Source organism: Neisseria mucosa (assembly GCF_003044445.1).
GTDB lineage: Bacteria > Pseudomonadota > Gammaproteobacteria > Burkholderiales > Neisseriaceae > Neisseria > Neisseria mucosa_A.
In genome coordinates this window covers 27,664-41,357 of sequence record NZ_POWX01000014.1, presented here as the reverse complement: position 1 = coordinate 41,357, position 13,694 = coordinate 27,664, and the positions used below count along the sequence as shown (strand labels likewise).

Genomic DNA, 13,694 nt, shown 5'->3' with positions numbered 1-13,694 from the left:
GGTTTTGTGGGAAAAACGGCCGCGAGGTCGTCTGAAACGGGAACGGGTGGGTTTCCGTTTTTAGGGTTTGTGGCAAAGGCGGGTTGTCTGCCGTTATTTTTTCTAGTGGATTAACTTTAAACCAGTACGGCGTTGCCTTGTCCTGATTTTTGTTAATCCACTATATTGTTTAGTCTTTATCGTAATCGACGTGTTTGTTGTGTATGCTTTTTTTGCTTTTTTGCAGTTGCAGGCTGGCGGCGTCGCCCAAGCGCAGGGCGAGTCCGATGGCGAGGATGTCGATGACGGCAAGTTGCAGCAGGCGGGAAACCATGGGGGTGTAGAGCTCGGCGTTTTCCTGCGTGGCGATGCTCAAAACGCAGTCAGCAAGTTGCGCCAGCGGAGAGTCGTTGCGGGTCAGGGCAATCACTGCCGCGCCGTTTTCTTTGGCGATGCTGACGGCGTCCAAAAGCTCGATGGACGAGCCGGTGTTGGAAATGGCGACGAGTACGTCTTGATCGGACAGGACGGAAGCCGCCATGAGCTGGGTGTGGGTATCGACATAGGAGACGGTGGAGATGCCGAAGCGGAAGAATTTGTGTTGCGCGTCTTGGGCGACGATACCGGAGTTGCCGACGCCGTAAAATTCGACACGGCGGGCGTGCATCAGTGTGGCGATGGCGTTTTCCAGTTCGGACTCTTTCAGGAAGCGGCGTTCGCCCAAAATGGAAGCGGCGGCGTTGCTCAAAACTTTTTCGACCACGACACTCATGTCGTCGTCGGCGTTGAGTTCTTCATGGACGTAGGGCATACCTTCGTGGCCTATGCTGGCGGACAGGGCGAGTTTGAACTCGGGCAGTCCTTTGTAGCCCAGGCTGCGGCAAAAACGGATGACGGTCGGCTGGCTGACGGATGCGCGCTCGGCGATTTCGGCGACGGCGGCATGGACAAACCATTTGGGTTCCGCCAAGGCGCATTCGGCGACTTTGCGTTCCGCGCCCGACAGGTTTGACAGTGATTCGCTGATTTTGCTTAACATAAATATGCCCTTCGATGTGTGCCGCCCCGCGGCGGGGCGGCTTGTGTGATTAAACGTTTTTCAAGTGGTTGTCGAGTGCCGCCGCTGCGCCGGTGATGCCCGGAAATTCGCTTAACACGACATAAACGGGAATCGCGGCGAGATAGGCTTCGAAACGGCCTTTGTTTTCAAAGCGGCTGCGGAAAGGTGAGGTTTTAAAATATTCCAAAACGCGGGGGATGATGCCGCCGCACAAATACACGCCGCCGCGCGCGCCCAGCGTCAGGGCGAGGTTGGAGGCAACCGTGCCGAGCATGGCGCAGAAGATGTCCAAAGTCTGACGGCAGAGCGGGGAAGTGCCGCTTAAGGCTTTTTCAGTGATTTCGGACGGTTTGAGGCGGTAGTTTTTCAGTTTGTCGCGTTTGGCGAGTGCTTCGTAAATCAGGCTCAAACCTGCGCCGCTGAGGAAGCGTTCGGCGGAAACATGGCCGTATTTGTTTTTCGCATATTGCCAAATCAAAACTTCCATGTCGTCAAACGGCGGGAAGCTGGAATGTCCGCCTTCGCCGGCAAGTGCCACCCAGCCTGCGGGGCTGTGTACCAGTCCGCTGACGCCCAAACCGGTTCCCGGGCCGATGACGGCTTTGGGGGCAAATTCGACCGGTTTTTGTCCGCCTATCTGCATCAGGTCTTTGCTTGAAGTCTGCGTTACCGCCAATGCCTGCGCGGTAAAGTCGTTCAAGAGGATAAGGGTGTCCAGCCCCAATGCCTGACGGGTGGTTTCGATGGAAAACGCCCAATGGTGGTTGGTCATTTGCACCCAGTCGCCCAAGATCGGATTCGCCATGGCGAAGGCGGCGTGGCGCACATCGACTCCGCCTACTTGTTCCAAATAAGAACGGGCGGCATCGACGATAGTGTCGTAGTCTTTGCATGGCAAGACTTTGGCGTGTTCAATCTGCTGCGGGGCAGTTTCGAGCGCGAAGCGGGCGTTGGTGCCGCCGATGTCGGCAACAAGGCGCGGATAACTTTTGCTGACGGGTTGTTGAATATCAGTTTGAGTAGAAGACATGGCAGTTCACTCCTTGATGGTTCAATACCAGGCTGGTCGGATATTCCAAATCGGCGCGGGAGGCGGCTTTGTCGAACACGGCTTTCTTTTCCGCACCCTGAATCGCCAGAAAGACGTTTTCCGTTTTGGCGATGGCGCCCAGTGTCATACTGACGCGTTCATGCGGCGCGGTAACGGGCGTGGTGTGGATAAGGGTAGGGTCGTCTGATTCGTTGATGGCTGCCTTCAGTTGCGGCGCTTGTGGGAAGAGGGAGGCGGTATGTCCGTCGCCGCCCATGCCCAAAATCAGCACGTCAGGTTGTTTGTAATGTTTCAGCGCGTAGGCAACGACGCTGTCGGGTTGTAATTCAGTTTCAGATTTACCCGCTTCGACAACGGGAATCCAAGTCGCTGCGGCGGCTTTGTTTTGCAGCAGGTATTCGTGTGCCAAGGCGGTGTTGCTGTCGGCGTGGGTGGTCGGCACGATGCGCTCGTCAACCAAAGTAATGCCGACTTTTTGCCAGTTCAAATCTTTTTGCGACAGGGCTTGGAAGAGGGGAATCGGCGAGCGGCCGCCGGAAACCGCCAATACCGCGCTGCCTTTTGTATCCAGCGCGTTTTGCAGCGCGGCGGCGACTGCGTCCGCCAAAGCTTCTGAGGCTGCTGCTGCGTTTTCGTATTCATGCCAAACGAACATAAAAGTGTCCTTTCTCTGTTTTCAGACGACCTTTTTTAAGAAGGAGGTGGGCGGTCGTCTGAAAGGCAGTGTTTGTGAGCGGGAAAGTAAGTAAGAGCCTGTGTCGTTGATGGAGGCGTGAAGGTTGACGGGAAACGCCTAATCCGCCGCCTTATGGTTTTCAGACGACCTTTTTGAACCGAGAACGCTTCAAGCAAAGGTCGTCTGAAAAGGCTTTACTGGTCTTCGTGCCACTTATGTCCGTCGCGCGCCAAGAGTTCGCGGGCGGCTTCCGGCCCCCATGAATGCGCGTCGTAGCCGTGCGGCGGGGTAGTGTTGCTTGCCCAGTTGTCCAAAATCGGCATCACATATTCCCAAGCGGCTTCGAGTTCGTCGCGGCGGTTGAAGAGGGCGAGCTTGCCGTTGATGACGTCCAGCAGCAGGCGTTCGTAAGCTTCGGCGCGGCGGCCTTCGAGGGCTTTTTCCAAGTCGGTTGCCAGCGGCACGATTTCGACTTTGTTGCCTGCACCCGGCGTTTTCATCTGCGTATACAGGCGCACGGACTCGGTCGGCTGCAATTCGATAACCAAACGGTTGGGCGCGGCTTGGCTGTTTTCAAAAATATGGTTTTGCAGCGGACGGAAGTTCAATACGATTTCCGCCACTTTACCAGCCATGCGTTTGCCGGTACGCAGATAGAAGGGCACGCCTTTCCAGCGGTCGTTTTCGATTTCGGCTTTGATGGCGACGTAGGTTTCGGTGAAACTGTCTTGCGGAACATTGATTTCTTCCAGATAGCCGTTCATGCCTTTGGCGGCGGTGTATTGTCCGCGTACGACGTTTTCGTTGACGGATTCGATGGTCAGCGGTTTCAAAGATTTGATGACTTTGACTTTTTCATCGCGCACTGCGTCGGCATCCAGGCTGGCGGGCGCTTCCATCGCGGTCATACACAGCATTTGCATCAGGTGGTTTTGCACCATGTCGCGCAGTGCGCCGGTAATGTCGTAAAACTCGCCGCGCTCTTCCACGCCGAGCTGTTCGGCTATGGTCAGTTGTACGCTCTCAATATATTTGTTGTTCCACAACGGCTCGAACATCACGTTGGCAAAACGCAGCGCCAGCAGGTTTTGCAGGCTTTCTTTGCCTAAGTAGTGGTCGATGCGGTAGATTTGGCTTTCTTTGAAGTAGCGGGCGACATCGGTATTGATTTGTTGGGAAGAGGCGAGGTCGGTACCCAGCGGTTTTTCCAAAACGACGCGCGCGTTGTCGGCGTTCAATCCGATTTTGGCAAGGTTTTCACAGGCTTGCGCGAAGAATTTCGGCGCGGTGGAAAGGTAGATGATGACGTTGTCGGTTTCTTTGCGTGCTTTGACCGTTTCGCCCAAAGCGGCAAAATCGGCTTCTTCGGTAACGTCGACTTTCAGATATTCGATGCGTTTGACGAACGATGCCCAAGCGTCGTCTGAAAAGTTTTGTTTGATATGGATTTTGGAGTTGGTTTCCACTTTTGCCAAAAAGCCCGCCGTATCCAAATCGCTGCGGCTGACGCCCAAAATACGACCCTGAGGATTGAGCAACCCTGCAACGTGCGCCTGATACAGACAAGGCAGCAGCTTGCGCATTGCCAAATCGCCGGTCGCACCGAACAACACCAAATCAAAATTTGTTTGTGTACTCATCGTTTTATCTCTCGTTGAGGAGGGCTTTGTGCCGGTGCCGTTAAATGCCGTGAAAGACGGGCGGCTCGCGGCGTAAAAGCTATGGAAACCAATCGCCTGCATCAAAATTTCAAAACAGGCGGGCTAGTGAGTAGTAATACTACACATGGCTACACGTTTTGTCTATTCTCATTTTTACAAATTATTTGACTTAGTTTAAAAGTTTGATGAGTTTGGTCGGGTAGATTTTCACAAAAGACAAATATCACGATTTAAATCAAATTTCTTACATTTAGCGGATTATTTTGTAACTAAATTACAGGTTTTGTATTATAATAGCCTACATATATAGAGTGAGGCTTTCAGACGACCCCTTGTACGGTTTGTAAAGGTCGTCTGAAACGCCAAATGCCCCACACCCAATACAAAAAATCAGAAACGCGCAAACAAAATCCCCATACCACCCCCTTCCGACAGGAGATCGAACATGAACCCCACTCCTATCCACCCCAAACTCGCCGAAATCACCGAGCGCATCATCGAACGCAGCCGTCCGACCCGCGAAAAATATCTGGCGAAAATCCGCAGCGCCAAACAAATGGGACGGCTGGAGCGCAACCAACTCGGTTGCAGCAACTTGGCGCACGGTTACGCCGCCATGCCCAAAAGCATCAAAATCGAAATGCTTCAGGACACCGTTCCCAACTTAGGCATCATCACCGCCTACAACGACATGGTTTCCGCACACCAGCCGTTTAAAGACTTCCCCGATCAAATTAAAGACGAAGCGCAGAAAAACGGCGCGACCGCCCAAGTCGCCGGCGGTACGCCCGCCATGTGCGACGGCATCACGCAAGGCTACGCCGGTATGGAATTGTCGCTGTTCTCCCGCGACGTGATTGCCATGAGTACCGCCGTCGGTCTGTCGCACCAAATGTTTGACGGCAGCCTGTTTATGGGTGTGTGCGACAAAATCGTGCCGGGTTTGATGATAGGCGCACTTTCGTTCGGTCATATTCCCGGCATCTTCGTTCCTGCTGGTCCGATGTCCAGCGGTATCGGCAATAAAGAAAAAGCCCGTACCCGCCAGCTTTTCGCCGAAGGCAAAGTCGGCCGCGATGCATTGCTCGAAAGCGAAATGGGTTCTTACCACAGCCCCGGTACCTGCACTTTCTACGGCACGGCAAACTCCAACCAAATGATGATGGAAATGATGGGCGTACACTTGCCTGCCGCCGCCTTTGTCCACCCCTACACCGACCTGCGCGAAGCCCTGACCCGCTACGCTGCCGGACACCTCGCGCGCGGCATTAAAAACGGCACCATCAAACCTTTGGGCGAAATGTTGACCGAAAAATCTTTCATCAACGCCCTGATTGGTCTGATGGCGACCGGCGGATCGACCAACCACACCATGCACCTCGTTGCCATGGCGCGCGCCGCCGGCGTGATTTTGAATTGGGACGACTTTGACGAAATTTCCTCCATCATCCCGCTGCTCATCCGCGTGTACCCCAACGGCAAAGCCGACGTGAACCACTTTACCGCGGCAGGCGGCCTGCCTTTCGTCATCCGCGAATTGCTGGACGCAGGTTTGTTGCACGACGATGTCGATACCGTCGTCGGACACGGTATGCGCCACTACACCAAAGAGCCTTTCCTCATTGACGGCAAACTCGAATGGCGCGAAGCCCCCGAAACCAGCGGCAACGACGACATCCTGCGCAAAGCCGACAACCCGTTCTCCCCAGACGGCGGTCTGCGCCTGATGAAAGGCAACATCGGTCGCGGCGTGATTAAAGTGTCCGCCGTGCGCGAAGGCTGCCGCATCATCGAAGCGCCCGCCATCGTGTTCAACGACCAACGCGAAGTGTTGGCTGCGTTTGAGCGCGGCGAGTTGGAACGCGATTTCGTCTGTGTCGTCCGCTATCAAGGCCCGCGCGCCAACGGTATGCCCGAGTTACACAAACTGACCCCGCCTTTGGGCATTCTGCAAGACCGTGGCTTCAAAGTGGCGCTGCTGACCGACGGCCGTATGTCCGGCGCATCCGGTAAAGTTCCAGCTTCCATCCACATGACGCCTGAAGCCTTGATGGGCGGCAACATCGCCAAAATCCGTACCGGCGACCTGATCCGCTTTGACTCTGTTACCGGCGAACTCAACGTCCTGATTAACGAAGCCGAATGGAACGCCCGCGAAGTCGAACGCATCGACTTGAGCGCGAACCAACAAGGCTGCGGCCGCGAACTCTTCGCCAACTTCCGCAGCATGACCAGCAGCGCAGAAACCGGCGCCATGAGCTTCGGCGGCGAATTTGCCTGATTCGGCGTTTCAGACGACCTTTTCAAACGAAAGGTCGTCTGAAAAATTATTGAAGCGGTTTAAATAGACGTAGGTCGGATTCTCGAATCCGACGTTATCAGAGTATTTGTCGGATACGGGTATCCGACCTACAGCCCCAAAAGGTCGCCTGAAACTTAAACCACCATTCCTTTTGAACGCGACAGACGTAGCGTGGGCTTTGCCAGCGAACAAAACTAAAGACGTAGGTCGGATTCTCGAATCCGAGGTTATCAGAGTATTTGTCGGATACGGGTATCCGACCTACAGCCTCAAAAGGTCGTCTGAAACTTAAAACCCTGTCCCGTTTGAACGCAACAGACGTAGCGTGGGCTTTGCCCGCGAAGAAAAGCAAAGACGTAGGTCGGATTCTCGAATCCGACGTTATCAGGGGCATTTGTCGGATACGAGTATCCGACCTACAGCCCCAAAGGTCGTCTGAAAACTTAAACCCCCATCCCGTTTGACCTCAACAAAAAACAACACCCCATTCCACTTGGAGAACCGAAATGTCCAAACTGACCCCCCGCGAAATCCTGAGCGCAGGCGCAGTTGTGCCTGTGATGGCGATTGACGACTTGAGCACCGCTGTCGATTTGTCCCACGCCCTTGTCGAAGGCGGCATCCCCACCCTCGAAATTACCCTGCGCACCCCCGTCGGCCTCGACGCCATCCGCCTGATTGCCAAAGAAGTGCCCAACGCCATCGTCGGCGCAGGTACGGTGACCAACCCCGAACAGCTCAAAGCCGTCGAAGACGCAGGCGCGGTTTTCGCCATCAGCCCGGGTCTGCACGAATCCCTCGCCAAAGCCAGCCACAACAGCGGCATTCCCCTGATTCCTGGCGTTGCCACTCCGGGTGAAGTCCAACTGGCTTTGGAACACGGCATCGACACCCTCAAACTCTTCCCTGCCGAAGTCGTCGGCGGCAAAGCCATGCTCAAAGCACTCTACGGCCCTTACGCCGATGTGCGCTTCTGCCCGACCGGCGGCATCAGCCTCGCCACCGCGCCCGATTACTTGGCACTGCCCAACGTCTTGTGCGTCGGCGGCTCTTGGCTGACGCCGAAAGAAGCCGTGAAAAACAAAGACTGGGACACCATTACACGCCTCGCCAAAGAAGCGGCGGCGTTGAAACCTAAAGCCTGATGTTCCCACATCCCAAAGGTCGTCTTAAACCGTTTTCTAGGGTTTCAGACGACCTTGTTCTTTCAGGCGGCGTATATTCGGACGAAATCCGCTATAATCCGTACAATTTTTTTCCATTTTCGCGGTTCGCAAACCTCCCGCGTTACCAAAACTAGGATTCACCATGCAAAACCCACAAGCCTTGGTCATCTTCTCCGGCGGCCAGGATTCCACCACCTGCCTGATTCAGGCGATTCAAACCTACGGGCGCGAAAACGTCCAAGCCATCACCTTCCAATACGGACAACGCCACGCCGTCGAGCTGGAACGCGCCCGCTGGATCGCGCAGGATTTGGGCGTCAAACAAACCGTACTCGACTTGAGCCTGATGCAGCAAATTACACACAACGCCCTGATGGACGACACCGCCGCCATCGAAACCGCTTCAGACGGACTGCCCAATACCTTCGTGGACGGACGCAATGCCCTTTTTCTGCTCTACGCCGCCATCTACGCCAAAGGACAAGGCATCAGGCACATCATCGCGGGCGTGTGCGAAACCGACTTCTCCGGCTATCCCGACTGCCGCGACGTGTTCGTCAAATCCATGAACGTCACCCTCAATCTGGCGATGGACTACGCCTTCCAAATCCACACCCCGCTGATGTACCTGACCAAAGCGCAAACTTGGGCGTTGGCGGACAAAATGGGCGCACTGGATTACATCCGCGAGCAGACCCACACCTGCTACAACGGCATCGTCGGCGGCTGCCACGAATGCCCGAGCTGCGTGTTGCGCGAGCGCGGGCTGGCGGAATATTTGGAAAGTAAAAGGGTCGTCTGAAAATATAGTGGATTAACTTTAAACCAGTACGGCGTTGCCTCACCTTGCCGTACTTATCTGTACTGTCTGCGGCTTCGTCGCCTTGTCCTGATTTAAATTTAATCCACTATACAACCATCATCCGATACAAGCCTTATCATGCCCAAACTTTATATGTTCTATCTCGGCGGTAACGCAGGCCGTTCCAATATCGAAGTGCACGACATCCAATTTGCCGTGTGCGACGACTACCGCGAAGCCATCCCCGCGCTCAAAGCCGCATGGTTCGGTGATGCGGATAAAGTCCACATCGACGGCTGGCAGATTGTCGAATGGGTGGACGGTTACGATGTTGACGTATCCGATACCGCCGAGCCGCAGGGGTCGTCTGAAAACGCCCCGCACCTGTATTTCGTCAATGTCGGTGGTTATCGCGCGGGGCAGCTTGCCGAGGCGCACGCTTTCGGACTGTTCGTTGCTGCCACGCCTGCAGAAGCCAAACAAAAAGCCCTGCAAACCCTGTTGACCGACCATGTTCAGCAGCATAAAGACAACTTAAAAGACGTGGACAACCTGCTCCGGCTCGACCGCATCGGCAATCACACCATCCGCCTGACCCCGAATCCGCACGGCAAGCCTGCCGCAATCGGCTTTCAGGGCTATTTACCGATTTAAAGTACAAACCATGAAAATTACCAAGATATTCACCTTCGACTCCTCACACATGCTCGACGGGCATGATGGCAAATGCCAAAACCTGCACGGGCATACCTACAAACTCGAAATCACTGTTTCAGATGACCCCGTCAGGGGTGGGCCGAAAGACGGCATGGTGATGGACTTTACCGACCTCAAAGCCATTGTGAAAAAACACATTACCGACCCTTTCGATCATGCGTTTATCTACAATGGCGGCAACGGTCGCGAATGCCAAATCGCCGCGCTCTTGGAGGGCTGGAACATGAAAACCCTGTGCCTGCCCTGCCGCACCACTGCCGAAAATATGGCGGTCGAAATGTATGACCGTTTGCAAAACGCGGGGCTGAAAGTGTGCAGCGTGAAATTGTGGGAAACGCCGACATCGTGTGCGGAGTATGAAGGTGAGTAGGGAATATCTTGAACGTATCGATATAGTAAATTCAAATAAGGTATGCCCAACCGCGTCATTCCCGCCTGCGCAGGAATGACGGTGTGGGGCGTCCTTATTTGAATCTACTGTAAAACGGTTTTTTCTCCTGCACGGATTTCCCGTTTTTTCAGACGACCTTTCATATCAAACACACCCATTCAAAGGAATACCTATGAAACTCCTTTCTACCCTCTTAGTCCTCCTCGTCGCCGCCGAACATTTCTACATCGCTTGGCTTGAAATGACGCAGATTCCCAGCGAAAAGGCGGCGGAAATGTTCAAGCTGCCTTATGAATTTATGGAACAAAAACAAGTGCAGACCCTGTTCAGCAACCAAGGGCTGTATAACGGTTTTCTCGGCATCGGGCTGGTGTGGTCGCGGTTTGCCGCGCCGGACAACGCCGTTTACGGCGCGACGATTCTGTTTCTCGGCTTCGTTTTGATTGCCGCCGCATGGGGCGCGTTCTCTTCCGGCAACAAAGGCATACTCGTCAAACAAGGTTTGCCCGCGATGCTGGCAGCGGCAGCGGTGTTGGCGGTATGAAAAAAATCAGCGTCGCCCCCGAAAATCCGCAATACCGCATCGTTGAAATTTTCGAGAGCATGCAAGGCGAGGGCTGGAACACGGGCATGCCTGCCGTGTTCGTCCGCTTGGGCAAATGCAATCTGGCGTGCGGCTGGTGTGATACCGATTATTTGAAATTCAGTATGATGAGCCTGTCTGACATCTTAGGTCGTCTGAAAACCTACACCGCCCGCAATATCATCATCACCGGCGGCGAACCGACCATCCAGCCGCATCTCGATACGCTGCTGGACGCGCTCAAGGCCGAAGGCTATTTCCTCTGTATCGAAACCAACGGACTCAAGCCCGCGCCGCCGCAAATCGACTACATCGCCACCAGTCCCAAATCCTGCTACGCCGTCAAATATGAAACAAACTGCATCGCCGAGGCCGACGAAGTGCGGATTGTTGCCGACGGCGATGTCGTTGCGTTCTGCGAAAACATGGAACACAAAATCCGCGCGCGCCATTACTACCTTTCGCCCTGTGAACAAAACGGCGTGATGAATATCTACGACACCATCCGCCAAATCGGTATCTTAAACAGCCGCCCCGACGCGCCCGTGCATTGGCAGCTGAGCGTGCAGACGCACAAATGGGCGGGGATAGAGTAGGGGAATAGTGAAGAATCAAACGCCAACCTAATACGCAAATATCACTCTTCTAAATCCTTGTATAGTGGATTAACTTTAAACCAGTACGGCGTTGCCTCGCCTTGCCGTACTATCTGTACTGTCTGCGGCTTCGTCGCCTTGTCCTGATTTAAATTTAATCCACTATATGATTGAAAAAGGTCGTCTGAAACTTTTCAGACGACCTTTTTTGCGGCTGTCGGGTTTGTTTGATAAAAAATGAAAGGCAGAAATCAATACAGATGAAAATGCCGGGACGGAAAAGATGTAAATTATTTGATTCTTTTTCGACTGTTCAATATACTCCGACCGCTTTATTTCATCTTATTACGAAAAATTGATAGAAGTTCTCATCTTGCGACACAAAAAAGCCATTTACTGCCGATTTGCGTAAGGAGGCTTTGAGCCCCGCCGCCATTCGGAATGGCTGAATAACTAGGAGACACCATGCCATTATCTAAATTTCGTCCGGCGCGTTTGCCGGTTGCCGTTGCTGCGGCACTTTTATCCGCCTATTCCTTCGGGGCAGGGGATGGGGTTGGGCAGGTTGATTTGCCTACCGTCCAAGTAAAGGGCATCGGCAAGCAGACGACCTCCAACTACACCATTCCCGCTTCTTCCGCTGCTACGGGCATCCGCCTGACCCAGCGCGAAACGCCGCAGTCTTTGTCTGTCGTTACCGAAAAACAAATGGACGACCAAGGTTTGGATACCTTGCAGGACGTGTTGAAACAAACACCGGGCGTGTTCCACAGCAAAATGGGTAACAACGTATCCGGTCACAGCGAGTTTATTTCGCGCAGTCAGGCGATTGACAGCATTTCCGTGGACGGCGCACCCAAATTCCTTTACGACGGTAAAGCCATCCGCCGTGGCACCAACAATCTGGACAGCGCATTGTACGAACAAGTCGTCGTTGTGCGCGGCGCAAGCGGTTTGTCTAACGGCGGTATGGGCGAACCGGGCGGTACGGTTGCTTTGGAACGTAAAAAACCAACTGCCAAACCTGCCGTCAGCGTGGAAGCCGGAGTCGGTTCGTGGAAACACTACCGCTTCGTCCTTGATGCCAATCATCCTTTGAATGCCGACAATACCTTGCGCGGCCGCGCTATTTTGGTCAGCGACCACGGTGGTGATTACCTGCCGAACACGTCGCGCCACAATCACACTTTCTACGGCATTCTGTCTTACGACCTCACGCCGCAAACCCACTGGCGCCTCGGTACGGAAATACACCGTTTCCGCAATACCGGCAGCTCTCCTTTCAGCTATCTGACCGTAGCGGGAGACCCTGAAAACAATCAACCTTTCGAACCGTTTGCAGCCTCTCCGCGCAGCAATTCCTCAGCAAAATGGGCTTACGGTAAAGAAAACAGTGCGGAAATCTTCACCTCTATCAATCATGAGTTTGAAAACGGTTGGACTCTGAACGGCAACTACAGCCATATTTACGGGAAAAGTGATGCGGTTGCCGGCATGGCTGGTCCTTTTGTCATTAATCCCGACTATTCCGCTCAATTCGTTGCCGAGCGCGACCAAGCCAAGTACACCGACCAAGATTTTTCTCTGAGTTTGGACGGCGATTACCCGCTTTGGGGACGCAAACATGAATTCAATGCCGGTATCAGCTATCAGTACAATAAGGAAACTCCCTCATATTACGAGAGAAATAAAGATGGGGTTGTCCCTGATTTGCGCCTTTTTGACGGAAATTTCACAAAACCGGCCATACCTTACCTTCGCGACGGCTTTGCCCATATGAAAAACCTCTCTGTTTACGGTTCGACCCGTTTCAAACTGACCGACAGGCTGGCATTGATAGGCGGCGGACGGTTTGTCGATTGGCAATACCGCTACAGTTCCGATCGCAACCATTTTGCCGACAGCAGGCATAAAAACAAGGTATTTATCCCCTATTTGGGCGCAAGTTATGATTTAAACGACAATCTGACAGCCTACACCTCCTATACCACCATATTCCGCCCGCAACCGCGCTATTTGGATCGAAACGGCAAACCGCTCGAACCGCAACGCGGCAAAACATATGAACTCGGCTTAAAAGCCTCGTGGTTTGAAGACCGTTTGAACGCTTCTGCGGCTGCATTTATCAATAAACGCGACCATTTGGGGAAAGAAATTCGTGATGATGAACATCAACGTATTTACTATGAATCTGTTAACAACACAACGACCAAAGGCGTAGAATTGTCCGTCGGCGGACGCTTGAGCGACAAATGGCTGATCAATGCTTCTTATGCGTACTCCAAACTCAAAAACGATGCGGGCAATTTGGTCAACCCTTCTTATCCTACCCACCTTTTCAAACTCTTTACTGCGTATGACGTTACCGACCGCCTAAACTTGGGTGCAAACGTCAACTGGCAAAGCGGTACAAACGCAGTATCTGATGAATACCAGCCCCTCACCGTTGCCGGTAAAGAAGCCTTGACCCAACGTCCATACGCTACGTTGGATTTGACCGCGCATTACAAAATCGGCAAATCCACCCGCATCGGTTTGGATTTTGAAAACGTGTTCAACAAACGCTACCGCCCCATGCCCGACATCCACGTTTACGGCACGCCGCGCAGCCTGACCGCTACGTTGAAACACACGTTCTAAAGCAGGCAGATAAAAAGGTCGTCTGAAAATCTCGGTTTGAGGTTTTCAGACGACCTTTGTGTTTCTATCA

At 53.5% G+C, this 13,694-nt stretch carries 12 protein-coding genes; 8 read left to right on the top strand and 4 right to left on the bottom strand.

Annotated elements, in window-relative coordinates; all coding sequences use genetic code 11:
* Nucleotides 1-169: 169 nt before the first annotated feature.
* From hexR to zwf, 4 genes are all read right to left on the bottom strand, one after another.
* Nucleotides 170-1,018: a DNA-binding transcriptional regulator HexR gene (hexR, locus tag DBY90_RS08750; protein ID WP_070492677.1), complete on the bottom strand. Its 849-nt coding sequence runs from the start codon at nt 1,016-1,018 to the stop codon at nt 170-172.
* Between the two features lie 49 nt (nt 1,019-1,067).
* Entirely contained in the window at nt 1,068-2,069 is a 1,002-nt protein-coding gene (locus tag DBY90_RS08745; protein WP_070492676.1) for a glucokinase, read from the bottom strand.
* Entirely contained in the window at nt 2,050-2,745 is a 696-nt protein-coding gene (gene pgl / locus DBY90_RS08740) for a 6-phosphogluconolactonase (protein WP_070492675.1), read from the bottom strand. The genes DBY90_RS08745 and pgl overlap by 20 nt, the downstream gene beginning before the upstream one ends.
* A 215-nt stretch (nt 2,746-2,960) precedes the next feature.
* The gene (gene zwf, locus DBY90_RS08735) at nt 2,961-4,406 is read right to left on the bottom strand and encodes a glucose-6-phosphate dehydrogenase (protein WP_070492674.1); all 1,446 of its coding nucleotides are present in this window, start codon (nt 4,404-4,406) and stop codon (nt 2,961-2,963) included.
* 466 nt (nt 4,407-4,872) lie between these two features.
* Between zwf and edd the strand changes: the two genes are divergently transcribed.
* The 8 genes from edd (at nt 4,873) to DBY90_RS08690 (ending at nt 13,624) form a co-directional block, all read left to right on the top strand.
* A complete protein-coding gene (edd, locus tag DBY90_RS08730) occupies nt 4,873-6,708 on the top strand; it encodes a phosphogluconate dehydratase (RefSeq protein WP_003741552.1) in 1,836 nt (611 codons plus the stop codon).
* 527 nt (nt 6,709-7,235) lie between these two features.
* Nucleotides 7,236-7,874, top strand: a complete 639-nt coding sequence (locus tag DBY90_RS08725; RefSeq protein ID WP_002235906.1) for a bifunctional 4-hydroxy-2-oxoglutarate aldolase/2-dehydro-3-deoxy-phosphogluconate aldolase — start codon at nt 7,236-7,238, stop codon at nt 7,872-7,874.
* A 163-nt stretch (nt 7,875-8,037) separates the two neighbouring features.
* Entirely contained in the window at nt 8,038-8,697 is a 660-nt protein-coding gene (gene queC, locus DBY90_RS08720) for a 7-cyano-7-deazaguanine synthase QueC (protein ID WP_070541011.1), read from the top strand.
* A gap of 138 nt (nt 8,698-8,835) precedes the next feature.
* Nucleotides 8,836-9,351 (top strand): DUF1543 domain-containing protein, encoded by a 516-nt coding sequence (locus DBY90_RS08710; protein WP_107987016.1) that lies wholly within the window; start codon nt 8,836-8,838, stop codon nt 9,349-9,351.
* A gap of 10 nt (nt 9,352-9,361) precedes the next feature.
* Complete coding sequence (queD, locus tag DBY90_RS08705) at nt 9,362-9,784, top strand: 6-carboxytetrahydropterin synthase QueD (RefSeq protein ID WP_107987014.1); 423 nt, start codon at nt 9,362-9,364, stop codon at nt 9,782-9,784.
* A 193-nt stretch (nt 9,785-9,977) separates the two neighbouring features.
* Nucleotides 9,978-10,349 carry a DUF1304 domain-containing protein gene (locus tag DBY90_RS08700; protein ID WP_070492670.1) on the top strand — a complete coding sequence of 124 codons (372 nt, stop codon included), beginning with the start codon at nt 9,978-9,980 and terminating at the stop codon, nt 10,347-10,349.
* A complete protein-coding gene (locus tag DBY90_RS08695; protein ID WP_107987012.1) occupies nt 10,346-10,984 on the top strand; it encodes a 7-carboxy-7-deazaguanine synthase QueE in 639 nt (212 codons plus the stop codon). Before DBY90_RS08700 ends, DBY90_RS08695 begins: the two co-directional genes overlap by 4 nt.
* Before the next feature lie 465 nt (nt 10,985-11,449).
* The gene (locus DBY90_RS08690) at nt 11,450-13,624 is read left to right on the top strand and encodes a TonB-dependent siderophore receptor (RefSeq protein ID WP_070492668.1); all 2,175 of its coding nucleotides are present in this window, start codon (nt 11,450-11,452) and stop codon (nt 13,622-13,624) included.
* Nucleotides 13,625-13,694: the final 70 nt, after the last annotated feature.

Bases quoted from the DNA above. Each gene is read 5' to 3' on its own strand.
- DBY90_RS08725 (WP_002235906.1), top strand. From the start codon at position 7,236: ATGTCCAAACTGACCCCCCGCGAAATCCTGAGCGCAGGCGCAGTTGTG.
- DBY90_RS08710 (WP_107987016.1), top strand. From the start codon at position 8,836: ATGCCCAAACTTTATATGTTCTATCTCGGCGGTAACGCAGGCCGTTCC.
- DBY90_RS08700 (WP_070492670.1), top strand. From the start codon at position 9,978: ATGAAACTCCTTTCTACCCTCTTAGTCCTCCTCGTCGCCGCCGAACAT.
- edd (WP_003741552.1), top strand. From the start codon at position 4,873: ATGAACCCCACTCCTATCCACCCCAAACTCGCCGAAATCACCGAGCGC.
- hexR (WP_070492677.1), bottom strand. From the start codon at position 1,018: ATGTTAAGCAAAATCAGCGAATCACTGTCAAACCTGTCGGGCGCGGAA.
- queD (WP_107987014.1), top strand. From the start codon at position 9,362: ATGAAAATTACCAAGATATTCACCTTCGACTCCTCACACATGCTCGAC.
- queC (WP_070541011.1), top strand. From the start codon at position 8,038: ATGCAAAACCCACAAGCCTTGGTCATCTTCTCCGGCGGCCAGGATTCC.
- DBY90_RS08695 (WP_107987012.1), top strand. From the start codon at position 10,346: ATGAAAAAAATCAGCGTCGCCCCCGAAAATCCGCAATACCGCATCGTT.
- DBY90_RS08690 (WP_070492668.1), top strand. From the start codon at position 11,450: ATGCCATTATCTAAATTTCGTCCGGCGCGTTTGCCGGTTGCCGTTGCT.
- zwf (WP_070492674.1), bottom strand. From the start codon at position 4,406: ATGAGTACACAAACAAATTTTGATTTGGTGTTGTTCGGTGCGACCGGC.
- DBY90_RS08745 (WP_070492676.1), bottom strand. From the start codon at position 2,069: ATGTCTTCTACTCAAACTGATATTCAACAACCCGTCAGCAAAAGTTAT.
- pgl (WP_070492675.1), bottom strand. From the start codon at position 2,745: ATGTTCGTTTGGCATGAATACGAAAACGCAGCAGCAGCCTCAGAAGCT.